Raw genomic sequence first — 21,550 nt, forward strand, 5'->3', positions numbered from 1 at the left:
CCCGCGTAAGGGGCGACTAGCCTCAGCACCTATGACGATCACGTACGCCGACTGGCACCTCGACCAGACCTTCACCTCCTCGGCCGGTGCCGTCCGCTGGTCCGCCCTCGGCCCCGAGGACGGGGACCCCGTCGTCCTCGTGCACGGCACGCCCTTCTCCTCGTACGTGTGGCGGGGCGTCGCCCGGGCGCTGGCGCGCGAGCGCCGCGTGTACGTGTGGGACCTGGCCGGGTACGGCGCCTCGGAGATGCGGGCGGGGCAGAACGTGTCGCTGGCCGCGCAGGGCCGCGTCTTCACCGAGCTGCTCGCCCAATGGGGCCTGGACCGGGACGTCCGCCCGGCCGTCGTCGCGCACGACTTCGGCGGCTGCGTCGCGCTCCGCGCCCATCTGCTGCACGGCGCCCGCTACGCGCGGCTCGCCCTCGTCGACGCGGTGGCGCTCGCGCCCTGGGGCACGGCCACGTTCCGGCACCTGGGCACGCACGCCGAGGTGTTCGCGGAGCTGCCGCCCGCGCTGCACGAGGCACTGGTGCGGGAGTACGTCTCCTCGGCGAGCCACCGCGGGCTCCACCCGGCCGTGCTCGACCGCCTGGTCGCGCCCTGGTGCACGGAGGCGGGCAGGCCCGCGTTCTACCGGCAGATGGCCCAGAACGACCAGCGGTTCACCGACGAGATCCAGGGGCGGTACGGCGAGGTGGAACCGCCCGTGCTCGTCTGCTGGGGCGCCGAGGACACCTGGCTCCCCCCGGGGCACGGGCACGAGCTGGCCGCGCTGCTGCCGGGCGCCGAGCTGCGCCTGATCGAGGGCGCGGGACATCTCGTACAGGAGGACGCCCCGGCGGAACTCACCGGTGAGCTCGTCCGTTTCCTCGGTGCGGGCCCTCTCGGAGCTCACCGGCGGTAGAGGCCGGTGACGGCCGCGGCGGCCCGCGCCAAGTCCTCGCGCACCTCCGGGGGCGAGACGACCTCCACGGAGTCGGCGAAGGGCAGCAGCGTCCGCGCCGCGCCCACCGCCTCCAGGCCGAGCAGCACGGTGACCCACTCCCCCGCGCCGTCGTCCTCGACCACCCGCAGCAGCGCGCCCGCGTGCAGGCGCAGGAAGAGGTCGTAGCGGTCGCGGCGCACCCGTGCCGTCACCTCGACGCCGCCCGCGCGCCGCTCGACCCGCCGCTTCAGGGCCTCCCAGACGTCGGCCAGCTCCACCCCCGGGCGGCGGCGCACCGGCTCGTCGGTGAGGTCCGCCGCGCGCATCCGGTCGGCGCGGAAGAGCGCGGGCGCCCCGCGCCGGTCGGCGACCAGGTACCAGACGCCCGCCTTGGACACGAGGCCGTACGGGTCCAGGGTGTACGTCCGCTCGCCGCCACCACTGTGCCGGTAGCGCACGCGCAGCCGCCGGTCGGCGAAGACGGCCTCCTGGAGCGTGCCGAGGTGGTCCACGGGCAGTCCCGCGCCCGGCCCGCGCGCCCAGCGTTCGGCGTCCACGAGGATGCGGCGGCTCGTCAGCTCGGCGGCGGGCCGGTGCGGCGCGGGCAGCGCCGCCATCACCTTCCGCAGGGCCGAGCCGAGCGCCGCGTCGAGGCCGAGCGCGGCGTGCGCGCCCTGTGCCGCGAGCAGGAACAGCGCCCGCGACTCGTCGGCCGTCAACCCCGTCACGTCCGTGCGGTAGCCGGGCAGCAGCGCGATCCCGCCGTGCCGGCCGCGCTCGGCGTACACCGGGACGCCGGACGCGGACAGCGCCTCCACGTCCCGGTAGATGGTGCGGACCGACACCTCCAGGCGCTCCGCGAGCTCGTGCGCGGGCACCCGCCCCCGGGTCTGGAGGAGCAGCAGGATGGAGAGCAGCCGGTCGGACTTCACAGGCACAAGGATCACGCAGCCCTCTGGGGCATCGTCCGCTCCCCCCGGCACGTGCGCCCATCCAGTAGCGACGGGAAACCCTCCTGCCCCCTTCCCAAATTCTGCTTATGATTCGGGCGTGTTCGACTCCCGGCACATCAGGTCCTTCCACGAAGTGGTCCGCACCGGCTCGTACTCGGCGGCGGCCCGGTCGCTGGGCTACACGCAGCCCGCGATCACCCAGCAGATGAAGGCGCTCGAACGGTCCGTGGGCACCGTCCTGTTCACCCGCGTCGGCCGCCGTATGCGGCTGACCGAGGCCGGCGAGGCGCTGTCCCGGCACGCCGGGGTGATCCTCGGCAACATCGACGCGGCACAGCAGCAGATGAACGCGATCACGCGGCTGCGCACCGGCCGGGTGCGGCTGTGCGCGTTCCCCAGTGCCACCGCCACGCTGATACCGGAGGCCCTCGCCCGCCTGGCCCGCAGCCACCGCGGCATCCGCGTCGAGCTCCAGGAGTACGAGCCGCCGGAGTCGCTGCAGCGCCTCGTCCACGGGGACGCCGACATCACGCTGGCCTTCACCTATCCCGGGCTGCGCGAGGACGTGCCCGAGGAGGTCGTCGAGGTGCCGCTGATGGAGGACCAGTTGACGGTCCTCATGCCCACCGGGCACCCGATGGCGCGGCGCCGCTCGGTGCGGCTCGCCGACCTGTCCGAGGAGCGCTGGATCGCCGGGTGCCTGCGCTGCCGGGCCAACTTCCTGCACGAGTGCGCCGAGCAGGGCTTCGCGCCCGACATCGCCTTCACCACCGACGACAACCTGGTGATCCAGAGCCTGGTCTCCGAAGGCCTCGGCATCGCCATGATGCCGGGCCTCGTGCTGAACTTCCTGTGCCACCGCTCCGTCACCGGCCGCCCCCTGGACCCGGCGTCACGGCGGCAGGTGTCCGCGTACGTGCTGCGGGAGCACCTGCGGATTCCGGCCACGGCGCTCGTCCTGGACGAGCTGAAGGCGGTCGCGGCGAACCGCGTCGGCTGCTGAGGGACCCGCCGACCCATAAGCGCCTCTTGGGTCCGGGCGAAGAAACTGTCGTTGGACGTGATGGGTGGTGCGGGCGACGCTGCCCTTATGACCACCCCCACCGCCCCCCACGCCCCGTCGGCCCGGACCACCGAGCGGGCCGCCGCCCTCGTCGCCGACATCCGGGAGGCCGTCGGCCGCGGGCTGCCGCCCGACCTGACCGCGTACCTCGTCGGCGAGCGGCTCGCCCCGCACCTCGGCGCGGCCGACCTGCTCACCGCCGAGCAGTGCGAGGGCGACCCGGACCGCTACCGCCAGCACCTGCTGCACGCGGAGTCCGACGGCAGCTTCTCCCTGGTCGCGCTCGTGTGGCTGCCCGGCCAGCGCACCTCCGTGCACGACCACGTCTCGTGGTGCGTGACCGGCGTGCACGAGGGCGAGGAGCACGAGCGGCGCTACCGGCTCGTGCCCGCCGCGGGGCCCGGCACGTCCGCGCGGCTCATCGCCACCGAGGACGTCGTCAACCCCACCGGCGCCGTGTGCGGCTTCGCGCCGCCCGGTGACATCCACCGGGTGTGGAACGCGGGCTCCGGCCGCGCGATATCCCTGCACGTCTACGGGGCCGACATCGCCCGCCTCGGCTCCAGCGTGCGGCGCGTGTACGACCTGCCGACGGACCGCTGATGGCGCTGCTCGGACACCGCCCGGCGAAGGCGGCCCCCGCCGCCGGGCGTGCCCCCGCCGCCGGGGGTGCCCCCGCGCCCGGTCCCTGGCCGGGGCTCGCGCTCGCCGCGGCCGCCGTGGCCCTCGCCTGGCTGACGCACCGGCTGCTGCCCGCCCTGCCGATGCTGACCGTCACCATCGTGCTCGGCCTCCTCGCCGCGCACGTACCCGGTACGCGGACGTGGGTGCGGGGCGCGGCGCGGCCCGGGCTCACCTTCGCGGCGAAGCGGCTCATGCGGGTCGGCATCGTGCTGCTCGGCCTGAAGCTCAGCCTCGACGACGTGCTCGGCGTGGGCTGGCAGACCGTCGCCATGGTGCTCGCGACGGTCGCGGCGACGTTCGCCGGCACCTGGTGGCTGGGGCGCAGGCTCGGCCTGCCCGGCGACCAGCCGCTGCTGATCGCCACCGGCTACTCGATCTGCGGCGCGTCCGCGATCGGCGCGGTCGGCGACGTGTCCGACAGCAAGGAGAAGGACACCGCCGTCTCCGTGGCCGTCGTGACGCTCTGCGGCACGCTCGCGATCGCGGTACTGCCCCTGCTCCAGGGGCCCTTGGGGCTCACGGACGCGGAGTTCGGGCGCTGGGTGGGGGCCAGCGTGCACGACGTGGGGCAGGTGGTGGCGACCGCGCAGACCGCCGGAGGCGACGCCCTCGGCGAGGGCGTGCTCGTGAAGCTGATGCGGGTGGCCATGCTGGCGCCGCTCGTGGCCGCGGTCGCGTGCGCCGTACGGGCGCGGGGGGCCGCCGCGGGGACGGGGCGGCGCCCGGCCGTGGTGCCGCTCTTCGTGGCCGGGTTCCTGCTGATGGTCGCCGTCCGCAGCACGGGGTGGCTGCCGTCCGCCGCCCTCGACGCGGCGGGCGTCGCCCAGGAACTCCTGCTCGGCGCGGCCCTCTTCGGCCTCGGCAGCGCGGTGGACCTCCGCTCCCTGGCCCGGACCGGGGGCCGCGTGGCCCTGGTGGGGCTGTGCGCCTGGGTGGTGGTGGGCGGGGTGTCCTACGCGGGGGTGTGCCTGACGGCCTGAGGGCGCGGCGCACGGGGGCCGGGCGGGCGGAGCCGGGAGAGACGGGCGGGCGGGTGGGCGAGAACCCCGAAAACGGCGGGAAAGCGCTACGCGCCGGGGCCGGGCGGGCGGAGCCGGGTGGTACGGGTGGGCGGGCGGGTGGCATCCGCCGCGCAGCGGCGGTGTCGAACCCCCGCACCCCGGCAGGGTCAGAGCCGGACCCGGGCCAACTGCCGCGACTGCGCCACCAGGCGCCCCCCGCTGTCCCAGACCTCCGCGTCCTCCTCCAGGAACCCCCCGGCCAGGTTCCGCGTCGTGATGGACACCCGCAGCGGCCCGGGCGCGGGCCTGGCCCGGATGTGGGCGGTGAGCTCGACCGTCGGCACCCAGCCGGACAGGCCGAGCTCGAACGCCGTGGGTGGCAGCGCGTCCACCGCGAGCAGCAGTGAGAGCGGATCGGGCTCCCGACCGTCGGCGAGGCCGAACCAGCCGCGCATCTCCCCCTTGCCTGACGGCGCGCCGAGCGCCCACCCGAGCGTGGCCGGGTCGAGCTTCAGCCAGAGCCGGTCGGCGATCGCGGAGCTGCCGGGCACCGCGCCGCGGTCCGGGGCGTCGTCGGGCCCGAAGCACTGCTCGACCGGCGGCAGGTCCGGCGGCTCCGCCGTGGTGCGTACGTCGTCGGGGAGCGCGTCCAGGTCGCCGTACGAGGCGAGGACACGCAGCCGCTCCACCTCGCGCCCGCCCTCCTCCTGGAAGAGGGAGGCCTGGCCGGTCGACAGGGTGCGCCCGGTGCGGACGGTCTGCGCACGGACCACGGCGGGGCCCGGCGTGGACGCCGTCAGGTAGTGCGCGGAGACCGTGAAGGGGTCCGGGTGCGGCAACTCGTGCGCCAGGGCGCGGCCGACGAGCGCGAGGAGGTAGCCGCCGTTGACGGCGCTGATGATGGTCCAGCCCGCCGAGAGGTCGGCGTCGTAGACGCCCGGTGCGCGGGGCACGACCGCCGTGTCGCGGTCGAATTCACTGGTGCCGGTCGTCGCGCCCGCCGCGGGCGCCGGAGCTGTTTCCGCCATGGCGGCACCGTACAACACGCAATTACTGAGCGGTAGCTTTTTCTGGTACGGGGCTCCGGGCAGGCCCGGGGGCGGTGCCCCGGCCCCGCTTCGGCCCGGCGGTCAGGCCGTGTCCTCGGCCGCCGCCGAGCGCCGGTTCCAGGCCCTCGGCGCGCGCCAGTGGTAGCGCATCGCCAGCAGCCGCAGCAGGAACGCCGTGACGATGGCGAGTCCGGTCGTGTACCCGTTCAGGGCGTCGTAGCGCAGGCACAGCGCGACGATCGAGGCGCCGACGATCGCCGGGACCGCGTACAGGTCGCGGTCCCAGCGCACCAGCGACGGCACCTCGTTGGCGACGATGTCGCGCAGGACGCCGCCGCCGACCGCGGTGGCGAGACCGAGGGTCGCCGACGCGGTGAGGCCGAGCCCGTAGTCGTACGCCTTGGTGGTGCCCGCCACGCAGAACAGACCGAGGCCCGCCGCGTCGAAGACGTTCACGGCGAACTGGGTGCGTTCGACCTGCGGGTGCAGGAAGAACACCAGGAGCGCGGCGACCAGCGGGGTGAGGAAGTACCCGAGGTCGGTGAAGGCGGCCGGGGGCACCGCGCCGATCACCAGGTCCCGGAAGAGCCCGCCGCCCAGCGCGGTGACCTCGGCGAGCACGGCGATGCCGAAGACGTCGAAGTTCTTGCGCACGGCGAGGAGGGCGCCGGAGATCGCGAAGACGAAGATCCCGGCGATGTCCAGGACGTGCTGGACGGAGGGGGTGAACACATCATGAAGCACGGCCCATTCTCACCCGGCGGCCGGGCTCCCCCCGCCGACGCCGCTCCCCGGCCCGGCCCCCGTGGCGGGCCGGCCGGGGAAGCGGCCGGAGAACCCCGGCCCCGCTCAGTCGGCGGACGAGGTCTTCCTGGGCGGCACGTCCCCACCGTCGTCCGCGGCGGGAGCGGCCTCGCCGCCGGCGTCAGCCGCCCCACCGGCCGCGGGCTCGTCCTCACCGGCCGCGGGCTCGTCCTCACCGGAGGCGGGCACGGCCTTGCCGGAGGCGGGTTCGGCCTTCTCGGCGGCAGGCTCAGACACCTCGGCCGCGGGCACGGCCTTCTTCGCGGCAGGTTCGGACGCCTCCGCCGCAGGTTCAGCCTTGTCGGCGGCGGGCTCGGACGCCTCCGCCGCGGGCGCGGCCGACTCAGCGGCAGCCCCGGCCGTGCCACCGGCCGCGGGCGTGGCCTTCCCGGCAGCAGGCGCAGACACCTCAGCCTCAGGCGCAGGCGCAGACACCTCAGCCGCAGGCGCAGCCTTCCCGGCGGCGGGCTCGGGCTCCGCCGCGGCGGGCGCGGCCTCGTCCGCCGCCGTCGTCACCGTCACCACCTCGATGGCCTCCCGCGCCTCGGACAGCAGCTTCGTGTCCTCGGGCGCCTGGTCGGGCGCGTTCTCCGGGTGGTGGCAGGCCACCTGGTGGCCGGTCTCCAGGACGGCGAGCGGCGGCTCCTTGGCGGCGCAGATCTCCGTGGCCTTCCAGCACCGCGTGTGGAAGCGGCAGCCGGAGGGCGGCGAGATCGGCGAGGGCACGTCGCCGCGCAGCAGGATGCGCTCGCTCTTGACGCCCCGCCGCCTGGGGTCGGGCACCGGCACCGCGGACAGGAGCGCCTTGGTGTACGGGTGCATGGGCCTGGCGTACAGGTCCTTGCGGTCCGCCAGCTCGACGATCTTGCCGAGGTACATCACCGCGATCCGGTCGGACACGTGCCGGATGACCGACAGGTCGTGCGCGATGATCACGTAGGTGAGGCCCAGCTCGTCCTGGAGGTCGTCCAGGAGGTTCACGACCTGCGCCTGGATCGACACGTCGAGCGCGGAGACCGGCTCGTCGGCCACCACGAGCTTCGGCTTCAGCGCGAGCGCCCGGGCGATGCCGATGCGCTGGCGCTGGCCGCCGGAGAACTCGTGCGGGTAGCGGTTGTAGTGCTCGGGGCTGAGGCCGACGCGCTCCAGCATCTCCTGGACGGTCTTCTTCAGCCCGCCGGGCGGGGTGACGCCCTGGAGCTTGAACGGCGCGCCGATGATCGTGCCGATGGTGTGGCGCGGGTTCAGCGAGGAGTACGGGTCCTGGAAGATCATCTGGACGTCGCGGCGCAGCGGCCGCATCTTCGCGGTGCCCAGGTGCGTGATGTCCGTGCCCTGGAACTCCACACGCCCGCTGGTGGGTTCGAGCAGGCGCGTGATGAGGCGGCCCATGGTCGACTTGCCGCAGCCGGACTCACCGACGACACCGAGCGTTTCCCCGGAGCGCACGTCGAAGGAGAGGCCGTCGACGGCCTGCACGGCCGCGACCTGGCGCTGGAGCAGCCCCTTCTTGATGGGGAAGTGCTTGACCAGGTTCTCGACCTTGAGCAGCGTCTCCGCGGGCCGCGCCGCCGAGGGCGCCTTCGCCTGCTCCGGGATCGTCATCTGTTCGGCTTTCTCTGGCACAGCGGCTGCGTCCGGCGCCGCGTCACGTTTCTCGGTCACAGCTTCGGCGCAATCTCTTCGGTCCAGATCCGGGTGCGCTCCTCGCGCGACATGTGGCAGGCCGAGAAGTGGCCGGCGCCGACCTCGCGCAGTTCGGGGCGCTCCGTGCGCGTGATCTGGTCCTTGGGCACGTCGGCGTAGGGGCAGCGCGGGTTGAAGGCGCAGCCGCTCGGCAGGTTGATGAGGCTGGGCGGGGAGCCCTTGACCGGGACGAGGCGCTCGGTCTCCTCGCGGTCGATGCGCGGCATCGAGCCGAGCAGGCCCCAGGTGTAGGGGTGCTGGGGCTCGTAGAAGACCTGCTGGGCCGAGCCGCGCTCGACGCAGCGGCCGCCGTACATCACGAGGAGCTCGTCGGCCATCTCCGCGACGACGCCCAGGTCGTGCGTGATCATGATGACCGCGGAGCCGAACTCCTTCTGCAGGTCCCTGATCAGGTCCAGGATCTGGGCCTGGACGGTCACGTCGAGCGCCGTCGTGGGCTCGTCGGCGATCAGCAGCTCCGGGTTGTTGACCAGCGCCATCGCGATCATCGCGCGCTGGCGCATGCCGCCGGAGAACTCGTGCGGGTAGGAGTCCACGCGCTTGTCCGGCTGCGGGATGCCGACCCGGTCGAGCATCTCGATGGCGCGCTTGCGGGCGGCCTTCTTGTCCACGTCGTGGTGGACCCGGTACGCCTCGGTGATCTGCTTGCCGATGGAGTAGTACGGGTGCAGCGCCGACAGCGGGTCCTGGAAGATCATGGCCATCTCGCGGCCGCGCAGCTTGCGCACCTCGTCCGGCGGCGCGCTCAGCAGCTCGGTGCCGTTCAGCCAGATCTCGCCGGAGAGCTGCGCCCGGCGGCGGCCGTACTGTCCGGCGGTGTGCAGGCCGAGGATGCCGAGCGAGGTGACGGACTTGCCGGAGCCGGACTCGCCGACGATGCCGAGGGTGCGGCCCTTCTCCAGCGAGAAGCTGAGCCCGTCGACGGACTTGACCAGGCCGTCGTCGGTCGGGAAGTGCACCTTCAGGTCGCGGACCTCGAGGAAGGCGGTGGGGGCGGCGGAGCCGGTGGTGGGCTCGCCCACCACGGCACCGCTCTTGCTCAGTTCGGTCATCCCAGCCTCACTCGCGGGTCGATGACGGCGTACAGGAGGTCGACGACGAGGTTGGCGACGGCGATGGCGAGGGCCGCGCACAGCGTGACGCCGAGGATGACGGGCAGGTCCTTGCTGCCGATGGCCCTGACCGCCTCCAGGCCGAGGCCCGGCAGGTTGAAGGTGGACTCGGTGAGGACGGCGCCGCCCATGAGCACACCGAGGTCGAGGCCGAAGACGGTGAGGATCGGCGTCATCGCGGAGCGCAGGGCGTGCCGGCGGATGACGACGGACTCGCCGAGGCCCTTGGCGCGCGCGGTGCGGATGTAGTCCTCGCCGAGGACCTCCAGCATGGTGGCGCGGGTGAGACGCGCGTACATCGCGGCGTTGAGGAAGGCGAGCACGATCCAGGGCAGGATCAGCGTCTGGAACCAGACGTCGATGCTGTCGTCCGTGCTGAGGCTGTCGGCGATCTTCACCCAGCCCAGGTTGTGGACGAAGATGCCCATCGCGACCATGCCGGTGAAGAAGACGGGCAGGGAGACGCCGCCGAGGGCGGTGGTCATCGCGGCGCGGTCCCAGACGGTGCCGCGCTTGAGGGCGGAGACGACACCGGTGGCGACACCCGCGGCGAGCCACAGGACGCAGGCGCCGGCGGCGAGCGCGCCGGTGACCGGCAGGGCTTCCTTGAGGGTGTCCCAGACGGGGGCCTCGGTGCGGAAGGAGTAGCCGAAGCAGGGCGCCGGGCAGTGCGTGACGTCGCTGCCGTTGGCGTAGTCCCGGCCCATCGGGATGCCCTTGATGAAGTCCCAGAACTGGACGATCAGCGGGTCGTCGAGGCCCAGCTTGGTCCGGATGCCCGCGAGCTGCTCGGCTCCGGCCTGCTTTCCGGCGAAGAGGACGGCGATGTCCTGGCCCGCCCACTTGGGCAGCATGAAGAAGACGGTGAAGGTCGCGAGCAGTACGACCAGCACCATGATGACTACGGCGATCAGGCGCCGGATGAGATAAGCAAGCACTGTGCGCGGCCCGGCGGTGGCCCCCAGGCCCCCTTGTGGGGGACCGGGAGGCCACCGCCCGGGGCCATCACCTGCCCTTCGGACTGGCGGGTATCGGCGGCGGTGTGACGGTCAATCAGCTACGGGAGCGTGCGACGACGGGTGCCACGGCGGGGGTGGCCCGCCCGCCGTGGCGGTGCTGCGACGGCCTGGTTACTTCTGGACGCCCAGCGAGACGTAGTCGTACCGGCCGTTGTAGGCGTCGGACATGTAGGCGTTGGTCAGCCGCGGCCCGCGCCAGGTGATGTTCTTCTCGTACAGGAACGGCATCCAGTCGGCCTGGTCGAGGATGCGCTTGTCGAGCTGCTTGTAGATCTCACCGGCCTTGACCGGGTCGGTCTCCGCGATCGCCTTGTCGAAGAGCGCGTCGACCTTCTTGTCCTTGATCTGCGACTCGTTGTAGTTGCCGTTCTCGACCAGGAAGCGGGAGTCGAACAGCGGCTGCGCGTAGCCCTGGCCGGACGGGAAGTCGGGGCCCCAGCCGGACATCTGCATGCTGTAGCCGCGCTTCTTCACCACGGACGGGGAGCCGGTGATGCTGGCGGAGTCGGCGCCGTCGAGGGACTCGACGTCGACGTTGATGCCGACCTTCTTGAGCTGGGCCTGCAGCGCCTCGGCGGCGTCGACCTCACCCGGGTTGTTGTTGCGGGCGGTGAGCTTGGCGCTGAAGCCGTTCGGCTTGCCGCACTTCTTCAGCTCGTCCTTGGCCTTGGCCGGGTCCGGCTTGCCGTTGCGGGCCAGGACGCCGTACGGGTCGTAGTCGCTGTGGCCCGGGATCGCCTTCGGGAAGGTGCTGTTGGCGATCTCACCGGCGGCGAGCTTGCCGCCGCGGGTCTGCTGCAGGCCCGCGAAGTCGGTGCCGTAGAAGACGGCCTTGCGGCAGTGGACGTTGTTGAACGGCTCCGCCGTGTGGATCAGGGCAACATAGCGCACGAAGGACGTGTGCATGTTGTCGACGCTGCCCTTGTGCTTCTGCACGGCGGTGACGCGGCCCGACTGGGTCATGCCGGTGCCGTTGAGGTCGACGTCGTAGTCGCCGGCCATCAGGCGCTTGTCGTTCTCCTCCAGGTTGGCGGAGATCGTCACGTCGATCTTGTCCGGCAGCGCCGGGCGGATCGGGTCCGAGGACTTCTTCCACTTGTCGTTGCGGACCAGGACGATCTTCTTGCCGGGCTTGTACGTCTGGAACTTGTACGGGCCCGAGGAGAACGGCCGCGAGGTGTACTTGGCCTTGGTGTCCTTCGCCGCCTTCACCGGGGAGCCGGACGGCATCGCGAGGAACTGCTCGAAGTCACCGTTGCGCTTGGGCAGCTTGAAGATGATGGTCTTGTCGTCGGGCGTCTCGATCGCCTTCAGACCGAGCTTGTCCTTCGACTTGTCCTTGTACGGGCCCGGGTACTCGCCCTTGGGGTCGAGCGCCTGGCGCAGGTAGCCGGGGCCGCCGGTGATGGTGTCCTTGGCCCAGATGCGCTCGATGCCGTACTTGATGTCCTTGGAGGTCAGCGGCGAGCCGTCCTCCCACGTGAGCCCGTCGCGCAGCTTGTAGGTGTAGGTCTTGCCGTCGGCCGAGATCTTCGCGGTGGACTCGGCCAGGTCCGGCACCAGCTTCGTGCTCGCCTTGCCCGGCTTGGTGTCGTACGACACCAGCTGGCGGGTGTAGAAGCGCATGAAGTCCCAGGACATGCCGTAGTAGGCGCGCTGCGGGTCGGCCGAGTCGAGGTCCTGCTTGCCGACCATGCGCAGGGTGCCGCCCGTCTTCTTGGACGGGTTGGCGACCTTGTTCAGGGCGGCGTTGTAGCCGGCGCCCTTGCCGTCACCGTCGCCGTCGCCGTCGCCGCCGCCGCAGGCCGTGGTGGTCACCAGCGCCGCGACGACGAGGGCCGCACCAGCGGTGAGCCGCCGTTTCGGGGAAACTGTGGGCATTTTCTCGCAACCTCCGAGATTCGCGGTCCTGGGCTTGTCGCTGCCGAAGAACCATGGAAAGAGCCACCTGACCAGCGGCCGGGGCAAGTCGGTTGGGGACTGCTAGCGGGTTCCCTTGGGGTCGAGCGCGTCGCGCAGACCGTCCCCGAAGAGGTTGAAGGCGAGCACCGTGATGAAGATCGTCACACCCGGGAAGACCATGAACATCGGGTCGTGCTCGTACGTTTCGAGGGCGTCCCGCAGCATGCCGCCCCAGGACGCGGTCGGCGGCTTGACCCCCGCGCCGAGGAAGCTGAGGGCCGCCTCGGTCAGGATGTTCGTGGGGATCATCAGTGTCGCGTAGACGGTGATCGGGGCGACCAGGTTCGGCAGCAGCTCCTTGAACAGGATGTGCCGCCGGCCGCCGCCGAGGCTCTTGGCCGCCTCGACGTACTCGCGCTCGCGCAGCGAGAGGGTCTGCCCGCGCACGATGCGGCCGATGTACGGCCAGCCGAAGAAGCCGATGACCAGGACGAGGATCGCGACGCGCACGCTCGTCCCCTGCAGGCCGAGGAAGTCGTCGGGCAGCACCGAGACCAGGGAGATGATGAACAGCAGCTGCGGGAAGGAGAGCAGCACGTCCATCACGCGGCTGATCAGGGCGTCGACCCAGCCGCCGAAGTAGCCGGCGATGATGCCGAAGAGGGTGCCGAGCACGACGGCGACGATCGCGGCGAGGAAGGCCACGAGCAGCGAGATGCGGGCGCCGTAGACGATCCGGCTGAACACGTCACGGCCCTTGTTGGGCTCGACGCCGAAGAGGAAGTCGCCGCTCACGCCGCCGAACGCGCCCTTGGGCAGGTTCGTCAGCTCGTCCAGCTCCTCCTGGTGGAAGTCGTTCGGCGGATGCCCGAGCAGGCTGACGATCAGAGGGGCGAACACGGCCACCAGGACCAGGAGCAGCACGGTGATCCCGCCCGCGAGGGCGACCTTGTCCCGCTTGAGCCGGTTCCAGGCGATCTGCTTGAGGGACCGCCCCTCGACCTTCTTCACCCCTGCACCGGCTGCGGGAGCGACGTCCTCCGTGGGTTCCGCGTCCGCAGGTGTGTCATGCAATGGCGCCGTCATCGTGGCAGGGACCCCTCTCAACCGGCGGTGACCGGCCCGCACTTGCCGCTGTAGCGACGTGATCAGTCCGTCGTACACAGGGGCGAAGGCCCCTTGGAGCGGGAGTCTTCAACGGGGTCGTGATCTGTTACCAGACTTGTCGGGGAATGGATGCGCAACCGTGATGCTGATCGAGGTGTTCCGTTATCCGGACGAGACTGAACGCCGTACGAACACGGGGCAGTTGGGGGCCAAGGCACCACGCGGGCCCATTAGGTCACTCCGGCCTCAGATGCGGACATCGTGCACGGAGGCGCTGATCAGGCCGGTGCGGCCAAGCGGAATCCGGCCACTGTCCTGTTCTCCGCGGCCGGCGCGCGGAGGGGATTCCGCGGATTGCCGCGGGTGCCGTGGGTGCTGCGGGTTCCTCCGGGAACGCCTCAGTACTGCGCGGGGTAGCCGTATCCGCCCGCGGCGGGGGCGGGGGCCGCCTGGGCGTCGCGGTCGTAGAACGGGCGGGTGTGGGCGCGCAGCCACATCGCGACCGGGTCGTGCGGGTCGGCCATCGCGACCGTCGACACGGGCAGGCCCTCGGGGACGGCGCCGATGGACTTCTGCATCATCGCGCGCACGGCGTCCACCGACGCGGGCGAGGTGTCGTACACGTCCAGGCCGATGGCCAGGTACGGGGCGCCGAGGGCGGGCTGCACCCAGGCCCGGCGCAGCGCACGGACCGCCGGGGTGCGGTGCGCGGTCTGGGTCAGCAGCGCGTAGAACTGCGGGAGTTCTATGGTCGGCTCGGTGAGGCGCAGCGGGCCCGCGGGGTGCAGGTCGAGGCCGCAGGCGAGGCGTCGCAGATCGAGCCAGGGGACGCCGACGCCGCCGCCGGGGGCGTGCGGGTTGAGCCACAGGCCGTAGTGGTCGGGGTATAGGGCGCGGGCCACGTCGAGGCCGCCGACGACCTCGTAGCCGCGGTTCCAGCCGCTGGCCGAGAGCTCCTGGGCCGAGGTCACGCAGGGGGCGTAGCCGTGTCCCTCGACCTCCATGTTGCCGTACTGGGCGTCGGGGGAACCGGCCTGGCCGTGCCAGAGCAGCATCCACACCTTGCCCTCGGCGAGCGCGCCCAGGAGCGCCTCGTACGCGTCATAGCGCCCCGGCGTCACCTGGCGCAGCATCTGCTCGACCTTTCCGGCCGCAGCCGTGCCCGACGCGCTCACCCGTAACCGCCCCTTCGCGACATGCCTGCGCGGCCGTCGGCCGACCGCGTGATGCCTCCCAGCTTAAGCGGGCGGGGCGCCTTGGGAGTGGGCCCGGGCGCACGCGCCCCCCTCGCGGGGGCCGCGTTCCGGGGACCGGGGCTCCGGCCCGGCGCGGCCCCGTCGACCGGCCTTCGGCCTCGTCCTCGAGCGCCGGACGGGCTGGATCTCCTCGCCGGGCGAGGACGAGCCGCGGAGCGGTGACAACCGGGGCGCAGGGCCCCTCAGGGTGCCGTGAAGAAGGGCCGGACCCGGCTCCGCATCCAGTCGCCCACCGGGTCCTGGGCCACGTCGAGGAGGACCAGGTTGACCGGCCAGGGGGTCGCGGCCTCGGTCAGGGCCCGGGAGAGGGCGCGCATGGGCAGGTCGCGGGCGTCGCCCTCCCAGGAGGAGAGCTCGACGCCGACGAAGAGCGTGGGCTCCTCGTCCTCGACGGTGGCGAGGCAGCGGCGCGCGGTGAGCACCACGCCGGCCGCCTCGAACTCCCGTGAGGCGGCGGAGAGGAAGTCCACCGGGTCGTCCTGCCAGTCGGGCTCGTAGAGCCTGACCCGGCCCCCGGTCGCCGGGCCGTCCAGCTCCGTGCGCCCCACCCGGCACAGCGCCGCCACCGCGGCGGGCGGCAGCGGCACCGCCACCGTCCCCTCGGGGTTGAGCGCGATGCCCAGCTCCGGCTGGAGCCCGCGCGCGAACTCCACCGCGGGCGCCACCGTGCAGCTCATCCGACCCCCGGTGACCTGCTGGAACTGCTGCTCGGAGGTGAAGACCGGCACATAGGCCTGACCGTGCAGCTCCAGCGTCGGCAGGTCGAGGGTGGCGCTGTCGGGGCCGCCGCCGCCGGGCAGCGGGATCCACACCCGGCTGCGGCCGAGGACCTCGACGATCCGCGCGCCGGTCGCCTCGGAGGGCGGCGCGCCGAGCGAGGCCGCGAGGACCTCCTCCAGTTCGTTGGCGGGCCACCCGCCGTAGGGATGGGCGTGCGCGCGCCCCGGAACGTCCCCCGGAAACTCCCCCGGAAAGTCCATGTGTCTCGTACCCCTGCTCGACGTGCGGTCCTGCGGCCCGACCTTAACGCCGCCCGGTCCGGACGCCGCCGCGGCCCTCGCACCCGCCGCCGGGGCCGTCCCTCACTCCCCGTCGCCGGGCTCCGCGAAGCCGATCTCCCGCAGCGCCCCGGCGGCCTCCCGGTCGAGCAGCACCGCCGAGCCGCAGCCGCGCGGCGGCCGGCCGCGCTCGGCGTCGCGCACCAGGCGCCCGACGGTCCTGCGGTGGCGCGCGAAGGCGTACCGCGAGACGCCGCGGCCGCGCGAGTGCTGGCCGGCCAGGGCCACCGGGGCGGGCACGTCGAGCAGCAGCAGGTGCAGGGTCGCGCCGCGCCGGGCCGCGGCGCGGGCCAGCCAGCGGCGCACCCAGGGCTGCGTGCCGCAGTCGTGGACGACGACGCCCGAGCCCGCGCGCAGCTCCCGGCGCAGCCGCGCGTAGTGCGCGACGCGCACCAGCGGGCGGTAGAGCGCGTACGGGATTTGGCGCGGCATCCGGTCCGCCCAGCGGTCGCGGGTGTCCTGCGAGTCCACGCGCGGGCCCGCCACCGCGCGCCGCATCAGCGTGGACTTGCCGCTGCCGGGCAGCCCGGAGACCACTACCACGTCGCCCGCGGCGAACACCAGGCGGCGCGGGGCGCGCCCGGCGCGGGCCCGCAGGTCGCGGACGACGGGCCGCGGGTAGTGCCCGAGGGCCTCGCGCGCCCGGACGCCCGGCTGCGGTGGCAGCGCGACGCCCCCGCCGGGCAGCACCGCACCCGCCTCGGGCAGCGCGACGCCCGTCGTCGTCGCGTAAGCACTGCTCCTGCGCACCGTGATCGGCCTCCCCATGCGGCTCACGTCACTCGTCACCAGTACCTCTCCATCGAGTGTAAAGAGAAGGTAATGTCCTGCGAAGACGGCACCACGGCACTCCTTGGTTGCGGCTGTTGCGAAGCGGGGGCGCGTGCAATGATGTGCGCGCCAACTCCATACCGGCCGTTTGAATCCGCGCGGGAGAGTCCCCGACGACGCGTCCGCGTCCCGGGGCGCCGAAGGAGCAAGTTCCTCCCTTGAATCTCTCAGGCCCCGTACCGCGCGGGCGAGGCACATCTGAAAAGCGGGCCACACCCCCGGCCGACGGGGCGGCTCCACCCAAGGTGCAAGTCATGCCCCGTTATACGCGTGCGGCGTGGTGAACCTCTCAGGTTTATGACAGATGGGGAGGAAAGACCTCGCCCGTCATGCCCTGGAGCCTGTACTGATGAGTCAGACCGCACGTGGCCCCCGCCACACCGCCCTCGACGCCCTGCACCGCTCGCTCGGCGCCACCATGACCGACTTCGCGGGCTGGGACATGCCGCTGCGGTATGGCAGCGAGCGCGACGAGCACAACGCCGTGCGCACCAAGGCCGGCCTGTTCGACCTCTCCCACATGGGCGAGCTCACCGTCACCGGCCCCCAGGCCGTGGACCTGCTGAACCACGCGCTCGTCGGCAACATCGGCTCCGTCTCCGTGGGCCGTGCCCGGTACACCATGATCTGCCGGGAGGACGGCGGCATCCTCGACGACCTGATCGTCTACCGCCTCGCCGAGACCGAGTACATGGTCGTCGCGAACGCCTCCAACGCCCAGACCGTCCTGGACGCCCTCACCGAGCGCGCCGCGGGCTTCGACGCCGAGGTCCGTGACGACCGCGACGCCTACGCCCTGATCGCCGTCCAGGGTCCCGAGTCCCCCGGAATCCTCAAGGCAGTCACCGACGCCGACCTGGACGGCCTGAAGTACTACGCGGGCCTGCCCGGCACCGTCGCGGGCGTCCCCGCCCTGATCGCCCGCACCGGCTACACCGGCGAGGACGGCTTCGAGCTGTTCGTCGCCCCCGAGCACGCCGAGAGGCTGTGGCAGGCGCTGACGGAGGCCGGCGCCCCCGCCGGGCTCGTGCCGTGCGGCCTGTCCTGCCGGGACACGCTGCGCCTGGAGGCGGGCATGCCGCTGTACGGCAACGAGCTGACGACGTCGCTCACGCCGTTCGACGCGGGCCTGGGCCGGGTGGTGAAGTTCGACAAGACCTCGCACGGCGACGACTTCGTGGGCCGCGACGCCCTGGCCGCCGCGGCCGAGCGCGCCGAGTCCGCGCCCCCGCGCAAGCTCGTCGGCCTGGTCGCCGAGGGCCGCCGGGTGCCGCGCTCGGGCATGTCCGTCGTCGTGGACGGCGAGGTCGTCGGCACGGTCACCTCCGGCGCCCCGTCGCCGACCCTGGGCAAGCCGATCGCCATGGCGTACGTCGACGCCGCCCACGCCGAGCCCGGCACGGCGGGCGTGGCCGTCGACATCCGCGGCACCCACGAGCCGTACGAGGTCGTGGCGCTGCCGTTCTACAAGCGGCAGAAGTGACACCCGTCCCCTCCCGGGGCTGACCCGCGTCCGCCCCGGTCCGGGCAGCACGGGCCCGGCGCGTCACGGCCCCGGCCCGGACGTCCCGGGGCCCGGCGCGTCCGCCGTGTCCCGTGTGTCCCGTCTCACTCCGCAAGACTGCACATCCCCGCGTTCCTCAGCACACGCCCGCGTACAGGAGAATTCACGCCATGAGCAACCCCCAGCAGCTTCGCTACAGCAAGGAGCACGAGTGGCTGTCGGCCACCGAGGACGGCGTGGCGACCGTCGGCATCACGGAGCACGCCGCCAACGCGCTCGGTGACGTCGTCTTCGTCCAGCTCCCGGCGGTCGGCGACACGGTCACCGCGGGTGAGACCTGCGGCGAGCTGGAGTCGACCAAGTCGGTCAGCGACCTGTACTCCCCGGTCTCCGGTGAGGTCACCGAGGCCAACCAGGACGTCGTGGACGACCCGTCCCTGGTGAACTCGGCGCCCTTCGAGGGCGGCTGGCTCTTCAAGGTGCGCGTCGCGGAGGAGCCGGGCGACCTGCTCTCCGCCGACGAGTACACCGAGTTCTCCGGTAGCTGACTTCACACGGCGTAAGGACTGATCTTCCGATGTCGCTTCTGAACACCCCTCTCCACGAGCTCGACCCGGACGTCGCCGCCGCCGTCGACGCCGAGCTGAGCCGCCAGCAGTCCACCCTCGAGATGATCGCCTCGGAGAACTTCGCTCCGGTCGCCGTCATGGAGGCCCAGGGCTCCGTCCTCACCAACAAGTACGCCGAGGGCTACCCGGGCCGCCGCTACTACGGCGGCTGCGAGCACGTCGACGTGGTCGAGCAGATCGCGATCGACCGCATCAAGGAGCTCTTCGGCGCCGAGGCCGCCAACGTCCAGCCGCACTCGGGCGCGCAGGCCAACGCGGCCGCGATGTTCGCGCTGCTCAAGCCGGGCGACACGATCATGGGCCTGAACCTCGCGCACGGCGGGCACCTGACCCACGGCATGAAGATCAACTTCTCCGGCAAGCTCTACAACGTGGTCGCCTACCACGTCGACGACGAGACCGGCCAGGTCGACATGGCCCAGGTCGAGGCGCTCGCCAAGGAGCACCGCCCGAAGCTGATCGTCGCGGGCTGGTCGGCCTACCCCCGCCAGCTCGACTTCGCCGCCTTCCGCCGGGTCGCGGACGAGGTCGGCGCGTACCTCATGGTCGACATGGCGCACTTCGCCGGCCTGGTGGCGGCGGGCCTGCACCCCTCCCCCGTCCCGCACGCGCACGTGGTCACCACCACGACGCACAAGACCCTCGGCGGCCCGCGCGGCGGTGTGATCCTGTCCACGCAGGAGCTCGCCAAGAAGATCAACTCCGCGGTCTTCCCCGGCCAGCAGGGCGGCCCCCTGGAGCACGTCATCGCGGCCAAGGCGGTCTCCTTCAAGGTGGCGGCCTCGCCCGAGTTCAAGGAGCGCCAGGAGCGCACCCTGGAGGGCGCGAAGATCCTCGCCGAGCGCCTGGTCCAGGACGACGTCAAGGAGCACGGCGTCTCCGTCCTGTCCGGCGGTACGGACGTGCACCTGGTCCTGGTCGACCTGCGCCACTCCGAGCTGGACGGCCAGCAGGCCGAGGACCGCCTCCACGAGGTCGGCATCACGGTCAACCGCAACGCCGTCCCGAACGACCCGCGCCCGCCGATGGTCACCTCCGGCCTGCGCATCGGCACCCCGGCCCTGGCCACCCGCGGCTTCACGGCCGAGGACTTCCGCGAGGTCGCCGACGTCATCGCGGAGACCCTCAAGCCGGGCTTCGACGCCGAGGCGCTCAAGGCCCGGGTGACCGCCCTGGCCGAGAAGCACCCGCTGTACCCCGGCCTGAAGTAATTTCGTACGCTTTAGTTCGTACGTACGAAACATCGGGGCACCCCGCACACTGGACAGTGAGCTGGGGTGCCCCGCACCGCGTCCCGCGCCCGCAGCACCCGCACGACCCGCACGACCTGTACGACCTGTACCTCTGCACCGCCCGGCAGACGACGGCGTCTACCAACCACCATTGGAGTTCTCTCGTGGCCATCTCGGTCTTCGACCTGTTCTCGATCGGCATCGGCCCGTCCAGCTCCCACACGGTCGGCCCGATGCGCGCCGCGCACATGTTCGCCCGGCGCCTGAAGAACGAGGGCCTGCTGGCCCACACCGCCTCCGTCCGGGCCGAGCTCTACGGCTCCCTCGGCGCCACCGGCCACGGCCACGGCACGCCCAAGGCCGTGCTGCTCGGCCTGGAGGGCGAGTCCCCGCGCACCGTGGACGTGGAGACGGCCGACGACCGCGTCGAGCGGATCAAGGCCTCCGGCCGGCTGAACGTCCTCGGCATGCACGAGATCGGCTTCGACTTCGACGAGGACCTGGTGCTGCACCGCCGCAAGGCGCTGCCGTACCACGCGAACGGCATGACGGTCGCCGCCCACGACGGTGACGGCGCGCTGCTCCTGGAGAAGACGTACTACTCGGTCGGCGGCGGCTTCGTGGTCGACGAGACCGTGCTCCAGCAGGAGGGCGCCGAGGGCGAGAACCCGATCGTGCCCGACGACACGGTCCTGAAGTACCCCTTCCGCACCGGTGACGAGCTGCTGCGCCTCTCCGCCGAGACCGGCCTGTCCATCTCCGCCCTGATGCTGGAGAACGAGAAGGCCTGGCGCACCGAGGACGAGATCCGCGCGGGCCTGTTGGACATCTGGCGCGTCATGCAGGCCTGCGTGTCCCGCGGCATGTCCCGCGAGGGCATCCTGCCCGGCGGCCTCAAGGTCCGCCGCCGCGCCGCCCACTCCGCCCGCCAGCTCCGCGCCGAGGGCGATCCGCAGGCCCACGCCATGGAGTGGATCACGCTGTACGCGATGGCGGTGAACGAGGAGAACGCGGCCGGCGGCCGGGTGGTCACCGCCCCCACCAACGGCGCGGCCGGGATCATCCCCGCGGTCCTGCACTACTACATGAACTTCGCGGCCGGCGGCGCCTCCGAGACCGAGAAGGAGGACGGCGTCGTCCGCTTCCTGCTCGCCGCCGGGGCCATCGGCATGCTCTTCAAGGAGAACGCCTCCATCTCCGGCGCCGAGGTCGGCTGCCAGGGCGAGGTCGGCTCCGCCTGCTCCATGGCGGCGGGCGCCCTCGCCGAGGTGCTCGGCGGCTCCCCCGAGCAGGTGGAGAACGCCGCCGAGATCGGCATGGAGCACAACCTCGGCCTGACCTGCGACCCGGTCGGCGGCCTCGTCCAGATCCCCTGCATCGAGCGCAACGGCATGGCCGCGGTGAAGGCCGTGACCGCCGCCCGCATGGCCCTGCGCGGCGACGGCTCGCACAAGGTCTCCCTGGACAAGGTCATCAAGACGATGAAGGAGACCGGGGCCGACATGAGCGTGAAGTACAAGGAGACCGCGCGGGGCGGCCTCGCGGTGAACATCATCGAGTGCTGAGCCCTCTCCGGGGCCCTGGCCGGGGCGGCTCGGCCAGGGCGCGGCCATGGTGGGCGGCCAGGGGCGCGGCCAAGGTGGGCGGCCAGGGGGCGCGGAAAACCGTGGACGGGCCCGCGGAAGATCACGTACTGTGTGGCTCCACGCCCTGA

General features: G+C 72.4%; 19 protein-coding genes and 1 riboswitch. Of the genes, 8 read left to right on the forward strand and 11 right to left on the reverse strand.

The features are described 5' to 3' along the window. Nucleotides 1-31: 31 nt before the first annotated feature. A complete protein-coding gene (locus tag QK440_RS19330) occupies nt 32-904 on the forward strand; it encodes an alpha/beta fold hydrolase (RefSeq protein ID WP_282794388.1) in 873 nt (290 codons plus the stop codon). On the opposite strand, the gene QK440_RS19335 is transcribed toward QK440_RS19330, so the two are convergent. Then, nucleotides 892-1,857: a YafY family protein gene (locus tag QK440_RS19335; RefSeq protein WP_282794389.1), complete on the reverse strand. Its 966-nt coding sequence runs from the start codon at nt 1,855-1,857 to the stop codon at nt 892-894. The two genes, QK440_RS19330 and QK440_RS19335, sit on opposite strands and share 13 nt — an antisense overlap. Nucleotides 1,858-1,975: 118 nt before the next feature. Here QK440_RS19335 and QK440_RS19340 point away from each other — a divergent pair, with 118 nt between their 5' ends. From QK440_RS19340 to QK440_RS19350, 3 genes are all read left to right on the forward strand, one after another. Further along, nucleotides 1,976-2,881, forward strand: coding sequence for a LysR family transcriptional regulator (locus tag QK440_RS19340; RefSeq protein WP_282794390.1), 906 nt, complete (start codon nt 1,976-1,978; stop codon nt 2,879-2,881). An 87-nt stretch (nt 2,882-2,968) separates the two neighbouring features. Beyond that, entirely contained in the window at nt 2,969-3,544 is a 576-nt protein-coding gene (locus tag QK440_RS19345) for a cysteine dioxygenase family protein (protein WP_282794391.1), read from the forward strand. Next, nucleotides 3,544-4,605 carry a putative sulfate exporter family transporter gene (locus tag QK440_RS19350; protein ID WP_282794392.1) on the forward strand — a complete coding sequence of 354 codons (1,062 nt, stop codon included), beginning with the start codon at nt 3,544-3,546 and terminating at the stop codon, nt 4,603-4,605. Before QK440_RS19345 ends, QK440_RS19350 begins: the two co-directional genes overlap by 1 nt. 188 nt (nt 4,606-4,793) lie before the next feature. Here the strand turns inward: QK440_RS19350 and QK440_RS19355 are convergent, their stop codons facing one another. The 10 genes from QK440_RS19355 to QK440_RS19400 form a co-directional block, all read right to left on the reverse strand. After that, complete coding sequence (locus QK440_RS19355) at nt 4,794-5,654, reverse strand: thioesterase family protein (protein WP_282794393.1); 861 nt, start codon at nt 5,652-5,654, stop codon at nt 4,794-4,796. A 102-nt stretch (nt 5,655-5,756) separates the two neighbouring features. Continuing rightward, complete coding sequence (locus tag QK440_RS19360) at nt 5,757-6,419, reverse strand: trimeric intracellular cation channel family protein (protein WP_282794394.1); 663 nt, start codon at nt 6,417-6,419, stop codon at nt 5,757-5,759. Nucleotides 6,420-6,524: 105 nt separating this feature from the next. Then, complete coding sequence (locus QK440_RS19365) at nt 6,525-8,084, reverse strand: dipeptide ABC transporter ATP-binding protein (protein ID WP_282794395.1); 1,560 nt, start codon at nt 8,082-8,084, stop codon at nt 6,525-6,527. 56 nt (nt 8,085-8,140) lie between these two features. Beyond that, nucleotides 8,141-9,238, reverse strand: coding sequence for an ABC transporter ATP-binding protein (locus QK440_RS19370; protein ID WP_282794396.1), 1,098 nt, complete (start codon nt 9,236-9,238; stop codon nt 8,141-8,143). Continuing rightward, the gene (locus tag QK440_RS19375; RefSeq protein ID WP_190137723.1) at nt 9,235-10,236 is read right to left on the reverse strand and encodes an ABC transporter permease; all 1,002 of its coding nucleotides are present in this window, start codon (nt 10,234-10,236) and stop codon (nt 9,235-9,237) included. Before QK440_RS19375 ends, QK440_RS19370 begins: the two co-directional genes overlap by 4 nt. A gap of 192 nt (nt 10,237-10,428) precedes the next feature. Next, a complete protein-coding gene (locus tag QK440_RS19380) occupies nt 10,429-12,198 on the reverse strand; it encodes an ABC transporter substrate-binding protein (protein ID WP_282794397.1) in 1,770 nt (589 codons plus the stop codon). 102 nt (nt 12,199-12,300) lie between these two features. Further along, the gene (locus QK440_RS19385; RefSeq protein WP_190137725.1) at nt 12,301-13,305 is read right to left on the reverse strand and encodes an ABC transporter permease; all 1,005 of its coding nucleotides are present in this window, start codon (nt 13,303-13,305) and stop codon (nt 12,301-12,303) included. 419 nt (nt 13,306-13,724) lie between these two features. Next, nucleotides 13,725-14,501, reverse strand: coding sequence for an enhanced serine sensitivity protein SseB C-terminal domain-containing protein (locus tag QK440_RS19390; protein WP_282794398.1), 777 nt, complete (start codon nt 14,499-14,501; stop codon nt 13,725-13,727). Between the two features lie 263 nt (nt 14,502-14,764). Further along, nucleotides 14,765-15,562, reverse strand: coding sequence for an enhanced serine sensitivity protein SseB (locus QK440_RS19395; RefSeq protein WP_282794399.1), 798 nt, complete (start codon nt 15,560-15,562; stop codon nt 14,765-14,767). Nucleotides 15,563-15,664: 102 nt separating this feature from the next. Beyond that, entirely contained in the window at nt 15,665-16,408 is a 744-nt protein-coding gene (locus QK440_RS19400) for an AAA family ATPase (RefSeq protein ID WP_282794418.1), read from the reverse strand. Between the two features lie 152 nt (nt 16,409-16,560). After that, nucleotides 16,561-16,663: riboswitch (glycine riboswitch) on the forward strand. 157 nt (nt 16,664-16,820) lie between these two features. On the opposite strand from QK440_RS19400, the gene gcvT reads away from it, so the two are divergent. The 4 genes from gcvT (at nt 16,821) to QK440_RS19420 (ending at nt 21,401) form a co-directional block, all read left to right on the forward strand. Next, entirely contained in the window at nt 16,821-17,954 is a 1,134-nt protein-coding gene (gcvT, locus tag QK440_RS19405; protein WP_282794400.1) for a glycine cleavage system aminomethyltransferase GcvT, read from the forward strand. Nucleotides 17,955-18,145: 191 nt separating this feature from the next. Continuing rightward, nucleotides 18,146-18,523, forward strand: a complete 378-nt coding sequence (gene gcvH, locus QK440_RS19410; protein WP_282794401.1) for a glycine cleavage system protein GcvH — start codon at nt 18,146-18,148, stop codon at nt 18,521-18,523. 29 nt (nt 18,524-18,552) lie between these two features. Continuing rightward, a complete protein-coding gene (gene glyA / locus QK440_RS19415; RefSeq protein ID WP_282794402.1) occupies nt 18,553-19,815 on the forward strand; it encodes a serine hydroxymethyltransferase in 1,263 nt (420 codons plus the stop codon). A 185-nt stretch (nt 19,816-20,000) separates the two neighbouring features. Next, on the forward strand, nt 20,001-21,401 hold the full coding sequence (locus tag QK440_RS19420; RefSeq protein ID WP_282794419.1) for an L-serine ammonia-lyase: 1,401 nt from the start codon (nt 20,001-20,003) through the stop codon (nt 21,399-21,401). Nucleotides 21,402-21,550 lie beyond the last annotated feature (149 nt).

Origin of the sequence: Streptomyces sp. CC224B, assembly GCF_030010595.1 — a bacterium.
In the GTDB taxonomy this organism is placed as follows: domain Bacteria; phylum Actinomycetota; class Actinomycetes; order Streptomycetales; family Streptomycetaceae; genus Streptomyces; species Streptomyces longispororuber.